The 12,760-nt window shown below is 57.8% G+C and carries 6 protein-coding genes; 2 read left to right on the plus strand and 4 right to left on the minus strand.

Features of this window, described 5'->3' with window-relative positions; all coding sequences use genetic code 11:
• Nucleotides 1–2: 2 nt before the first annotated feature.
• Together nrdA and ubiG are read right to left on the minus strand one after the other, a co-directional pair.
• Nucleotides 3–2,291, minus strand: a complete 2,289-nt coding sequence (gene nrdA, locus J0X03_RS07135) for a class 1a ribonucleoside-diphosphate reductase subunit alpha (protein WP_033632525.1) — start codon at nt 2,289–2,291, stop codon at nt 3–5.
• Between the two features lie 438 nt (nt 2,292–2,729).
• Complete coding sequence (ubiG, locus tag J0X03_RS07140) at nt 2,730–3,455, minus strand: bifunctional 2-polyprenyl-6-hydroxyphenol methylase/3-demethylubiquinol 3-O-methyltransferase UbiG (protein ID WP_160204447.1); 726 nt, start codon at nt 3,453–3,455, stop codon at nt 2,730–2,732.
• A gap of 212 nt (nt 3,456–3,667) precedes the next feature.
• Between ubiG and gyrA the strand changes: the two genes are divergently transcribed.
• Both gyrA and rcsC read left to right on the plus strand, forming a co-directional pair.
• Complete coding sequence (gene gyrA, locus J0X03_RS07145; RefSeq protein WP_033643840.1) at nt 3,668–6,310, plus strand: DNA topoisomerase (ATP-hydrolyzing) subunit A; 2,643 nt, start codon at nt 3,668–3,670, stop codon at nt 6,308–6,310.
• A gap of 166 nt (nt 6,311–6,476) precedes the next feature.
• Entirely contained in the window at nt 6,477–9,338 is a 2,862-nt protein-coding gene (rcsC, locus tag J0X03_RS07150) for a two-component system sensor histidine kinase RcsC (RefSeq protein ID WP_033643839.1), read from the plus strand.
• Between the two features lie 61 nt (nt 9,339–9,399).
• On the opposite strand, the gene rcsB is transcribed toward rcsC, so the two are convergent.
• Together rcsB and rcsD are read right to left on the minus strand one after the other, a co-directional pair.
• A complete protein-coding gene (gene rcsB / locus J0X03_RS07155) occupies nt 9,400–10,050 on the minus strand; it encodes a response regulator transcription factor RcsB (RefSeq protein ID WP_004935900.1) in 651 nt (216 codons plus the stop codon).
• Nucleotides 10,043–12,745, minus strand: coding sequence for a phosphotransferase RcsD (gene rcsD / locus J0X03_RS07160; protein ID WP_033651924.1), 2,703 nt, complete (start codon nt 12,743–12,745; stop codon nt 10,043–10,045). Before rcsD ends, rcsB begins: the two co-directional genes overlap by 8 nt.
• Nucleotides 12,746–12,760: the final 15 nt, after the last annotated feature.

The raw sequence follows: 12,760 nt of genomic DNA on the forward strand, positions 1-12,760 counted from the left end.
CTTTAGATCTTGCAGGCGCCGCTTTCGCAGTCGTCATCGCCGGCCTTGGCAGGCTGCAAATCTTCCTGGGCGTCTTCCGCACCGTCGCGGGTGTTTTGGTAGTACAGCGTTTTCACGCCGAACTTGTAGGTGGTGAGCAGGTCTTTCAACAGCTGCTTCATCGGCACCTTGCCGCCCGGGAAGCGGGTCGGATCGTAGTTGGTGTTGGCCGAAATCGACTGGTCGATGAATTTCTGCATCAGCCCCACCAGCTGCAGATAGCCGTCGTTGCTCGGCATTTCCCACAGCAGCTCGTAGTTGTCTTTCAGACGCTCATACTCCGGCACCACCTGGCGCAGGATGCCGTCTTTCGACGCCTTGATGCTGATGTGGCCGCGCGGCGGCTCGATGCCGTTGGTGGCGTTGGAAATCTGCGAAGAGGTTTCCGACGGCATCAGGGCGGACAGCGTCGAGTTGCGCAGACCGGTTTCCTGGATCTCTTTACGCAGGGTTTCCCAGTCGTAGTGCAGCGGCTCGCTGCAGATCGCATCCAGGTCTTTCTTGTAGGTGTCGATCGGCAGGATGCCCTGCGAATAGGTGGTTTCGTTGAACCACGGGCAAGCGCCTTGTTCCTGCGCCAGACGGTTGGAGGCTTTCAGCAGGTAGTACTGAATGGCTTCGAACGTCTTGTGGGTCAGGTTGTTGGCGCTGCCGTCGGAGTAGCGCACGCCGTTCTTCGCCAGATAATAGGCGAAGTTGATGACGCCGATGCCCAGGGTGCGGCGACCCATTGCGCCACGGTGCGCGGCCTTGATCGGATAATCCTGATAATCCAGCAGGGCGTCCAGCGAACGTACCGCCAGGGTCGCCAGCTCTTCCAGATCGTCCAGGCTGTCGATCGCGCCCAGGTTGAAGGCGGACAGGGTGCACAGCGCGATCTCGCCGTTTTCGTCGTTGACGTCTTCCAGCGGCTTGGTCGGCAGTGCGATTTCCAGACACAGGTTGGACTGGCGCACCGGCGCGATCTGCGGATCGAACGGGCTGTGGGTGTTGCAGTGGTCGACGTTCTGGATATAGATACGGCCGGTAGAGGCGCGTTCTTGCATCATCAGCGAGAACAGCTCAACCGCTTTCACGCGCTTCTGGCGAATGCTGTCGTCTTTCTCGTACTGGGTGTACAGGCGCTCGAATTCGTCCTGATCGGCGAAGAACGCGTCATACAGCCCCGGCACGTCGGACGGGCTGAACAGGGTGATGTCTTCGCCTTTGATCAGGCGCTGGTACATCAGACGGTTCAACTGCACGCCGTAGTCCATGTGGCGCACGCGGTTGCCTTCAACGCCGCGGTTGTTTTTCAGCACCAGCAGGCTTTCCACTTCCAGGTGCCACATCGGGTAGAACAGCGTTGCCGCGCCACCGCGCACGCCGCCCTGCGAGCAGGATTTGACGGCGGTCTGGAAGTGTTTGTAGAACGGGATGCAGCCGGTATGGAAGGCTTCACCGCCACGGATCGGGCTGCCCAGCGCGCGGATGCGGCCGGCGTTGATGCCGATGCCGGCGCGTTGCGAAACGTATTTCACAATGGCGCTGGAGGTAGCGTTGATGGAGTCCAGACTGTCGCCGCACTCGATCAGCACGCAGGAGCTGAACTGGCGGGTTGGGGTGCGCACGCCGGACATGATCGGCGTAGGCAGCGAAATCTTGAAGGTGGAAATCGCGTCGTAGAAACGTTTGACGTAGTCCAGACGAGTTTCACGCGGGTAGTTGGAGAACAGGCAAGCGGACACCAGCATGTACAGGAACTGGGCGCTTTCGTAGATCTCGCCGCTGACGCGGTTCTGCACCAGATACTTGCCTTCCAGCTGCTTGACGGCGGCATAAGAGAAGTTCATGTCGCGCCAGTGATCGATAAAGGAGTCCATCTGCTCGAACTCTTCAGCGCTGTAGTCTTCCAGCAGATGTTTATCGTATTTGCCCATCTCGACCATGCGGGTCACGTGAGCGTGCAGCTTCGGCGGTTCGAACTGGCCGTAAGCCTTTTTACGCAGGTGGAAGATCGCCAGGCGAGCGGCCAGGTACTGATAGTCCGGCGCATCGCGGGAGATCAGATCGGCAGCGGCTTTGATGATGGTTTCGTGAATGTCGGCGGTTTTGATGCCGTCATAAAACTGAATGTGGGAACGCAACTCTACTTGAGAAACCGAGACGTTGTGCAATCCTTCTGCGGCCCAATCGATGACCCGGTGGATTTTGTCGAGGTTGATGCGCTCTTTACGGCCATCGCGTTTAGTTACAAGCAGACTTTGGTTCATGTGGTGTTTTACCTGTCCGTATGGTGCCCCTAAGCAGAAGTGTAGTCGCTCTGCTCAGTATGTAAACACTATATATAGGGGTTGTATGTCGGTGAGGTAACAAGATAGTGAGAAAAAACGGCGTTTGCAAGTGAACAAAACCGGCCTAATTTGTGGATAACTTGGGGGTGAAATGTAACTTGCCGTTCGCAGTGCGCGCCGTGACTGGCGCGACAAGCTTGTCAATAAGCGAGATCAGATTTTACTGAAAAACTGAAAAAACCGATCGTTTGGCGCTTTATTAAACGTTAGAAAAAAACGGCATATTGATCTGATTTAATATTCTAAAAAACTGTCTACAACCACGATTTTGATCGAAGTCGCGGAAATTAGGTATTTTTCCTAACAGCGCGTTGGCGCCGAACCCCGATAACGCAGGGCCGGCGCGGTTTACAGCGCTCAGCCTTCGTGCTGGGTGTGCACCATGTAGTTCACGTCAACGTTGCGCCCAAGCTTGAAATGATCGGTGATCGGGTTGTAATGCAGGCCGATCATCTGCTTTTCGCGCAGCGGCGTGCCGTCGACCCAGCCGATCAGTTCGGAAGGGCGAATAAACTTCTTATGATCGTGGGTGCCCTGCGGCACCATCTTCAGCACGTACTCCGCGCCGATCACCGCCATCAGCCAGGCTTTGGTGTTGCGGTTGATGGTGGAAAAGAACACGTGGCCGCCCGGTTTCACCAGTTGGGCGCAGGCGCGCACCACCGAGGCCGGATCGGGCACGTGCTCCAGCATTTCCATGCAGGTGACCACGTCGTAGCGCTGCGGGTTGGCCTGAGCGTGGCTTTCCACCGTCTCCTGCACGTAAGTCACGTTCACGCCGCTTTCCAGCGCGTGCAGCCGGGCGACCTGCAGCGGCTCCCCGCCCATGTCCAGACCGGTCACTTCGGCGCCTTCGCGCGCCATGCTTTCCGCCAGAATGCCGCCGCCGCAGCCCACGTCGAGCACCTGCTTGTCAAAAATGCCGCCGGCGCGCTGCATGATGTAGTTCAGGCGCAGCGGGTTGATGCGGTGCAGCGGTTTGAACTCGCCTTCCAGATCCCACCAGCGGGAGGCGACGGCCTCGAACTTGGCGATTTCCTGGTGGTCAACGTTTTGCACTCGGCTGGATGATTCTGCGTTCATGGGCTTGTCTGGCTCCTTGTTCTCGTTGCGCGGATTATACATGTTCCGGCGCGGCATCGTCTGCGTCGATGCGTTTTTAGCGCACTAATCTGTACAATTTCCGTGAAACAGCGGCGGTTATTTTCCCGTAAAGCGTGCTTTGTGATATAGTTTTACACCTTTGCCACTATGGCAGCGGGCAGATGAATCATTAGTAGAGGGATAGCAGCTCCATGAGCGACCTTGCCAGAGAAATCACACCGGTAAACATCGAAGACGAGTTGAAAAACTCGTATCTGGACTACGCGATGTCCGTTATTGTCGGACGTGCGCTGCCAGATGTTCGTGATGGACTGAAGCCGGTTCACCGCCGCGTTCTTTACGCGATGAGTGTATTGGGTAACGACTGGAATAAACCATACAAGAAATCGGCCCGTGTCGTCGGGGACGTGATCGGTAAATATCACCCGCACGGTGACAGCGCGGTTTACGACACTATCGTGCGTATGGCTCAGCCGTTTTCACTGCGCTACATGCTGGTGGACGGTCAGGGTAACTTCGGTTCCGTCGACGGCGACTCCGCCGCGGCGATGCGTTATACCGAAGTGCGCATGTCCAAGATTGCTCACGAACTGTTGGCGGATCTGGAAAAAGAAACCGTCGACTTCGTGCCTAACTATGATGGCACCGAGCAGATCCCGGCCGTTATGCCGACCAAGATCCCGAACCTGCTGGTCAACGGCTCGTCGGGCATCGCCGTGGGCATGGCCACCAATATTCCGCCGCACAACCTGGCTGAAGTCGTCAACGGCTGCCTGGCCTATATCGATGATGAAAACATCAGCATCGAAGGGCTGATGGAACACATCCCGGGGCCGGACTTCCCGACGGCGGCGATCATCAACGGCCGTCGCGGCATTGAAGAGGCCTACCGCACCGGGCGCGGCAAAGTCTACCTGCGCGCGCGCGCGGAAGTGGAAGCCGACGCCAAAACCGGCCGCGAAACCATCATCGTTCACGAGATCCCGTATCAGGTGAACAAGGCGCGTCTGATCGAAAAGATCGCCGAGCTGGTGAAAGAAAAACGCGTAGAAGGCATCAGCGCGCTGCGTGACGAGTCCGATAAAGACGGCATGCGCATCGTGATCGAAGTCAAACGCGACGCGGTCGGCGAAGTGGTGCTGAACAACCTGTATGCGCTGACGCAGCTGCAGGTTACCTTCGGCATCAACATGGTCGCGCTGCATCAGGGGCAGCCTAAGCTGCTGAACCTGAAAGATATCCTCGAAGCCTTCGTGCGCCACCGCCGCGAAGTGGTCACCCGCCGCACCATCTTCGAACTGCGCAAGGCCCGTGACCGCGCCCATATCCTGGAAGCGCTGGCTATCGCGCTCGCCAACATCGATCCGATCATCGAGCTGATTCGCCGTGCGCCGACGCCGGCGGAAGCGAAAGTCGCGCTGGTGGCTCAGCCGTGGGATCTGGGCAACGTCAGCGCCATGCTGGAACGCGCCGGTGACGACGCCGCTCGCCCTGAGTGGCTGGAGCCGGAGTTCGGCATCCGCGACGGCAAGTACTACCTGACCGAGCAGCAGGCTCAGGCGATTCTGGATCTGCGTCTGCAGAAACTGACCGGCCTGGAGCACGAAAAGCTGCTGGACGAATATAAAGAGCTGCTCAACTTCATCGCCGAACTGATCTTTATTCTGGAAAGCCCAGAGCGCCTGATGGAAGTGATCCGCGAAGAGCTGGTGGCGGTCAAAGAGCTGTACAACGACGGCCGCCGCACCGAGATCACCGCCAATACTTCCGACATCAACATCGAAGACCTGATCAACCAGGAAGACGTGGTGGTGACCCTGTCTCACCAGGGCTATGTGAAGTATCAGCCGCTGTCCGACTATGAAGCGCAGCGCCGCGGCGGCAAAGGCAAGTCCGCCGCGCGTATTAAAGAAGAAGACTTTATCGATCGCCTGCTGGTGGCCAACACCCACGATACGATCCTGTGCTTCTCCAGCCGTGGCCGCCTGTACTGGATGAAGGTGTATCAACTGCCTGAAGCCAGCCGTGGCGCGCGCGGCCGCCCAATCGTCAACCTGTTGCCGCTGGAAGCCGATGAGCGTATCACCGCCATTCTGCCGGTGCGCGAGTATGAAGAAGGGCGTCACGTGTTCATGGCCACCGCCAGCGGTACCGTGAAGAAAACCGCGCTGACCGAGTTCAGCCGTCCGCGCAGCGCCGGCATTATCGCCGTCAACCTCAACGAGGGTGACGAGCTGATCGGCGTCGATCTGACCGATGGCACCAACGAAGTGATGCTGTTCTCCGCCAACGGTAAAGTGGTGCGCTTCCCGGAAACGCAGGTGCGTTCGATGGGCCGCACCGCGACCGGCGTGCGCGGCATCAACCTCGGCGAAGGCGACAGCGTGATTTCGCTGATCGTGCCGCGCGGCGAGGGCGACATTCTGACCGTCACGCAAAACGGCTTCGGTAAACGTACTGCAGTCACCGAGTACCCGACCAAGTCACGCGCCACCCAGGGGGTTATCTCCATCAAGGTGAGCGAGCGTAATGGCCAGGTGGTCGGCGCCGTGCAGGTGGAAACCAGCGACCAGATCATGATGATCACCGATGCTGGCACGCTGGTGCGTACCCGCGTTTCGGAAGTCAGCGTGGTCGGTCGTAACACCCAGGGCGTGACGCTGATCCGTACGGCGGAAGACGAAAACGTCGTCGGTCTGCAGCGCGTGGCCGAGCCGGTGGAAGACGAAGAGCTGGACAGCCTGGAACCGGGCGCGGAAGCGGTGGAAGAAGACACTACGCCGCTGGACGATGGCGACGACGCGGCTGAGCCGATGGACGACGACAACGTTTAAGCAAGGTGAGGGCGTCGGCATGCCGACACCGTAATGCACTGAGACAAAAGGGCCTGGCAGCGATGCTAGGCCCTTTTTCAGTTATATGGTTTAATTGGCGCACCGAGCCGCCGGCCACTGCGCCGGCGACAACGCGCGCCGCCACTGACTTTCGTATGGTATCCGATTGAAATATTTAGCCTCTTTTCGAACTACGCTGAAGATATCCCGCTATCTGTTCCGGGTGCTGGCGATTTTGCTGTGGTCGTTGGGAGCGCTGCTCACCACCTTTTATATTCTGAATATCCTGCATCAGAAAGAATCGGACATCCGCCAGGAGTACAACCTCAATTTCGATCAGGCGCAGGGCTATATTCGCCATTCCGCCGACATCATACGCGACATCAAGTACATGGCGGAAAACCGCCTCAACGGTTCGGTCAGCGGCCTGGACATGTTCAGCGGCGTGATCCCCGGCAAGGGCAGCCCACCGCAATTCTATCCGCTGTATCCAGAGTCTAATTGTGCCCTGAGCGCCACTTACCGCAGTTCACTCGATTCGCTGAGCGGCCTGATCCAGTATTGGAAAGAGAACTTCGTGGCGGCCTACGATCTCAACCGGGTGTTCTTTATCGGCGGCGACAGCCTGTGTCTGGCGGAATTCGGCGGCGGCAACGCGGTCGCCAACCGGGAAAACATGCTGAAGCTGCTGCACGAGCGCATTCTGAAATACCGCAACGCCAAGAATCTGGACAAAGACAACAACCTGTATTGGATTAGCCCCAGCGCGCAGCGGCCTGACATCGGTTATCTGTATGTGCTGACGCCTCTCTATATCGGCAACAAGCTGGAGGCGCTGCTGGGCATCGAGCAAACCGTCCGGCTGGAAGATTTCGTCACCGCCGGCAACCTGCCGATCGGTGTCACGCTGCTGGATGAAAACAACGATCCGATACTGCGCCTGGCGGATGGCGATCGCTATGCCGCTGCGCTCAACAGCTACCCCGAAGAGCATGCTTACTTCGGTTATGTCGACAACTACCGCGATCTGATCCTGAAAAAAGCGCTGCCGCCTTCATCGCTGAGCATCGTTTATGCGCTGCCGGTGAAAAGCGTGGTGGAACGCTTCAAAATGCTGATCCTCAATGCGCTGTTGCTGAACCTGTTGTCGGCTATCGTGCTGTTCACGCTGGCGTGGCTGTTTGAGCGCAAGATGTTCCTGCCGGCGGAGGACAATGCCTTCCGGCTGGAAGAACACGAACAGTTCAACCGCAAGATCGTCGCCTCGGCGCCGGTGGGCATCTGTATCCTGCGCATCAGCGATGGCACCAATATTCTGAGTAACGAACTGGCGCACAACTACATCAACCTGTTGACCCACGAAGATCGCGATCGCATTACGCGCATCATCTGCGAACAGCAGGCGAACTTCGTCGATGTGATGACCAGCAACAACAATAACCTGCAGATCAGCTTTGTCCATTCGCGTTACCGCAACGAAGAGGTAGCGATCTGCGTGCTGGTGGACGTCAGCGCGCGCGTGAAAATGGAAGAGTCGCTGCAGGAGATGGCGGCGGCGGCGGAGCAGGCCAGCCAGTCTAAATCGATGTTCCTGGCCACCGTCAGCCATGAACTGCGCACGCCGCTGTACGGCATTATCGGCAACCTCGATCTGCTGCAGACCAAGGCGTTACCGCCAGGGGTCGATCGGCTGGTGAATGCGATGAACAACTCTTCCGGGCTGCTGCTTAAAATCATCAGCGATATTCTCGACTTCTCCAAAATCGAGTCCGAGCAGCTGAAGATTGAACCGCGTGAGTTCTCCTGCCTGGAGGTGATCACCCATATCGCCGGCAACTATTTGCCGTTGGTGGTGAAGAAACGTTTGGGGCTGTACTGCTTTATCGAGCAAAACGTGCCGGAGCGTATCTTCGGCGATCCGGTGCGGCTGCAGCAGGTGCTGTCCAACCTGGTGAACAACGCCATCAAGTTCACCGATACCGGCTGCATCGTGCTGCAGGTCTGCACCCGCGGCAGCTACCTGGAATTCAGCGTGCGCGATACCGGCGTCGGTATTCCGGAGAAGGAGATCTCACGCCTGTTCGATCCGTTCTTCCAGGTGGGCACCGGCGTGCAGCGCCACTTCCAGGGCACCGGTTTGGGGCTGGCGATCTGCGAGAAATTGGTCAACCTGATGGACGGCGACGTCTCCGTCGAGTCCGAACCGGGGCTGGGCAGCTTGTTCAGCATTCGCATTCCATTGTTTAACGCCCAGTTCCCGATCCCGCAGGCCAGCGATACCTGGCAGGGCCGGCGGCTGTGGCTGGATATCCGCAATCAGCGGCTGGAAAGCTACCTGATGGCGATTCTGGGCGGCTACGGCGCCGATATCCAGCGCTATGACGGGCAGGAGACCGCCGCCGACGAGGTGATGCTCAGCGATTATCCGCTGATGCTGAACACGCCGCTGTTGGCTCAGATCCAGTTCTCGACCGAACATATCGGCCCGTCGCTGGAAACCCGGCCAGGCTATTGGATGCACAGCACCTCTACGCCGCGTGAAACGCTGACCTTGATCAACCGATTGTTCGGCGTCGGCAACGGCGCGGCAGAGGCGCTGGTGCAGCTGCCGGTGCCCGCCAAGGCCAGCGCGGCGGACAACGGCGATATTCATCTGCTGGTGGTCGACGATCATCCGATCAACCGTCGTCTGCTTTCCGATCAGCTGGGGTCGCTGGGGTATCAGGTGGTGACCGCCAACGACGGCGTAGACGCGCTCGCCGTACTGAAACAGCACCACGTCGATATTGTGTTGACCGACGTCAATATGCCGAACATGGACGGCTATCGCCTGACGCAGGCGCTGCGGGAGATGCAGTTCAGCGCGCCGGTGATCGGCGTGACGGCGAACGCGTTGGCGGAGGAGAAGCAGCGCTGTCTCGAGGCGGGCATGGATAATTGCCTGTCGAAACCGGTTACGCTGGAGACGCTGGAGCAGACATTGGCTTATTACAGCCAGCAGGTACGCTACAACCGCAGCGAGGCCTGAAAAGCAAACAGGCACGGCGGATGCCGTGCCTGTTTGGCGTTAACCTGCCGTGAGGCGGGCTTTAGTCTTTGTCCAACGGCGTCATGCTGACGGACGAGAGGTAGTTGAGCAGGGCGATGTCGTTTTCGACGCCCAGCTTCATCATCGCCGATTTCTTCTGGCTGCTGATGGTTTTGATGCTGCGGTTGAGTTTCTTGGCGATTTCGGTCACCAGGAAACCTTCGGCGAACAGACGCAGCACTTCGCTCTCTTTCGGCGACAGGCGTTTGTCGCCATAGCCGCTGGCGCTGATTTTCTCCAGCAGTTTGGAGACGCTTTCCGGCGTGAACTTCTTGCCTTTCTGCAGGGCGGCCAGCGCCTTCGGCAGATCGGTCGGCGCGCCTTGTTTCAGCACGATGCCTTCGATATCCAGATCCAATACCGCGCTCAGGATCGCCGGGTTGTTGTTCATGGTCAGCACGATGATCGACAACTGCGGATAATGACGCTTGATGTACTTAATCAGCGTGATGCCGTCGCCATACTTGTCACCCGGCATCGACAGATCGGTGATCAGCACGTTGGCATCCAGCTTGGACAGATTGTTGATCAGTGCGGTTGAGTCTTCGAACTCCCCAACGACATTCACCCATTCAATTTGCTCAAGTGACTTCCGGATGCCAAACAGTACGATAGGATGGTCATCAGCAATAATTACGTTCAGGTTATTCATGTTGTTGGCTACCTTGCTTCAGCAGTCTGCTGACGAAAAAATCAATCTGACTGATGTTATTCTCGATCTCGGGCGCATCACCTTCTGCGATGCGCTGTTCTAACGATTCGCACAGCTGCTTGCCGGGAAGCAGATTTAACATGGCAAACACGCCTTTCAGGCGGTGTGCGGTTTGTGACAGCGCATTGAAATCACTGCTGCCCGCCTCAGTATACAGTTTTTTGACATCATCGGGTACTGTATCGACAAACAGCCCATAGTAATCACTTGATTTCAATTGTTTTTCATAGAGTTGGATATCTTCTGAGCTCAATGAAAGCGGACTTTCTTCCTGCTCCAGCGCGGCCATTTGCTGTTCGATCAGCATCAGCACGGCGTCGATTAATGCGCCGTTCAGGTTATAGTTCACCCGAATGTAGCGTTTATCCAGCGCTTGCCAACCCGGTTCATCGGTCGCCAGCAACAGCGTGTAATCATCGGCTCGCTGCGGGTTATCGGTCAGCAGCACGTCATAATCGCGGTTGACCGCGCGATCTTCGGCGACGAGGCAGTCGGCGCCGTAAGCCTGCAACAGGCGGGTCACGATGCCGCGCACTTCATCTGACGTGATGTCCAGCAGGGCGGTGACGCCGTCGAGCAGCTTTTCCTGTTCCTGCGGCTCTTTTCTCTCCATCTCCATGGCGACGCGAATGGTATAGCGAGTGCCGATATCCACTTTGCTGCGAATGTCCAACTGGCCGTTAAGCTTTTTGCACAGCTGATTGCACAGGAAGAAAGTGAGGCCGGAACCGTGGTTGAAGCGGTCCACCAGCGTCTGGCTGAGGAACGGGTAATTGAGATTGCTGATCTCTTCGTTGGAGATGCCGGAGCCGGTGTCGTTGATTTGGAAAATCAGGCGATCCGGGTGTTCGGGCTCATGGTCGATGACCAGAGAAATCTTACCGCAGGCGGTGGTGATAATGGCGTAATGCACCAGCAGTGAGATCACTTTGCGCAGCGCGTTGGCGTCGCCGATGTAGTTCTGTTCGACGTCCAACTGGAAATGCTTGAACAGCGCCAGCCCCTTTTGATTGAGAGCGGGCAGGGCTTCCAGCAGCAACTCGTCGATCATCGCCGCCGGGTTGAACGGCTCGCGCGTCGGTTGCCAGTCCTGGGTTTCCAGCCGCGTCAGCAGAGTGATGTTATCGATCAATCCCAGCACCGATGACGACGCCGCCGTCAGTTGGCCCAGCAGCGCCTGCTGTTGTTCCTGATCCGGCTGGTTGCGCAGGCTGTCGACCAGATCGTGCATCTGGCGCACCGGCTGATTCAGTTCGATGCCCAGGTTGTGCAACATCAGTTTGCGCGCCTGCACGTTCTTGTCGTATTCACGCCGTGCCTGCTGCAGCCGCTTGTTCACCATGACCTCTTTATCCTGATCGTGCATCAGGAACAGGTAGGTATCCGGCGATAGCTGGCTGCGGAAAATGCGGATTTCATACACCTCGTTGTTGACCGTTGCCTGAATGACGCCGTGATGCTGTTCGGCCATATGGGCGATTTTTTGCAGGCTGAGGTGCGGCAGCAGGTGCTCGGCGATTTTGTTGCTGGCGATCACCGCATTGTTGGCGAAGCTGTAAACCAGCAGGCCGGAGGGCAGGCTGGAGACGATTTCCTGATTCAGCGCGCGCTCGGCCTCCAGCTCAACCGCCATGTTTTCGCTCGGGCGGATGTACTGGCGGCGGATAAAGTAGATGCTCAGCATCGAGAGCGCCAACAGCAGCAGATTGACCGCGATCAGCCAGATGTTGTTGCGCAGCAGGTCTATGGCCAGATTAATGGCCGAAACGCGATACACCACCTTCAACGGCGCATTGGGCAGGGCGGCGCTGAACTCCACCCAGCCGCCGCTCATCGCCGCCTGGGCGCCGAGGGCGGTTTCCGCCGGGATGGCGCTGTCGTCGAGCTCGACATCGTCCGGCTGCAGCAGGAAATTGGCGCGGGCCAGGTTGGCCGGAATGATGTCGTTGATCGGCAAGTCGAAGGCGATCACCGTCGCCAGATGCCCCGGCTGATTAAAGGTGGTGCGAATCGAGAATGAATAGGCGTTCTGGAAGCGCTGTTTGCGCAGATCGGAAAAGCTCTCGCGTTCGTCGAGCATATTGGCCTGTTGCAGCATCTCGGCGCGGCGTTCGTCCGCCGAAGTGGTCAGGTAGCTTTCCCTAAAGCGCGAAGCCAGCTCTTTGAGCGGCTGAGTGGTGATCAGACTGAGGCTGTTGTCCTGACCATTGAGGTAATACATGGCGTAGCTCTCGGTCTTGGCGCCCCAACGGTTGTCCAGGTAGTCCGAGATGTTGGCGATCATCGCCAGCGTGTTCTCGTCATGGCTGCCGAAGATCACCGCGTCGGTTTTCTTGTGCGGCTTCTCGACATAGTAGACGTCGGGGCGCAGGCGGGTTTCCTGCAAACCGGGATCGACATTCTGCGCCGGCGCGTTGCCGAATTTGTCATAGACCTGATAGGTCATGTAGCGATAGGTATCGATGCGCTTTTGCAGCGAACCGGCGATGCTGTTCAGCGTGTACTTCTTTTCCGCCAGCCAGGCGTTGGTGTAGTTGTAGCCATACAGGCCGATGCCGATCGTCAGCAGCACGATAAACAGCAGGAAGCAGCGAGTGATATTGCTGGAGCTAATGGTCAGTTGTTTATTTTGCATAGTGGCTGCGCATTC

Source organism: Serratia ureilytica, assembly GCF_017309605.1.
GTDB lineage: Bacteria > Pseudomonadota > Gammaproteobacteria > Enterobacterales > Enterobacteriaceae > Serratia > Serratia ureilytica.

Excerpts from the sequence above, each read along its gene's own strand:
- nrdA (WP_033632525.1), bottom strand. The coding sequence starts at position 2,291 with ATGAACCAAAGTCTGCTTGTAACTAAACGCGATGGCCGTAAAGAGCGC.
- ubiG (WP_160204447.1), bottom strand. The coding sequence starts at position 3,455 with ATGAACGCAGAATCATCCAGCCGAGTGCAAAACGTTGACCACCAGGAA.
- rcsD (WP_033651924.1), bottom strand. The coding sequence starts at position 12,745 with ATGCAAAATAAACAACTGACCATTAGCTCCAGCAATATCACTCGCTGC.
- gyrA (WP_033643840.1), top strand. The coding sequence starts at position 3,668 with ATGAGCGACCTTGCCAGAGAAATCACACCGGTAAACATCGAAGACGAG.
- rcsB (WP_004935900.1), bottom strand. The coding sequence starts at position 10,050 with ATGAATAACCTGAACGTAATTATTGCTGATGACCATCCTATCGTACTG.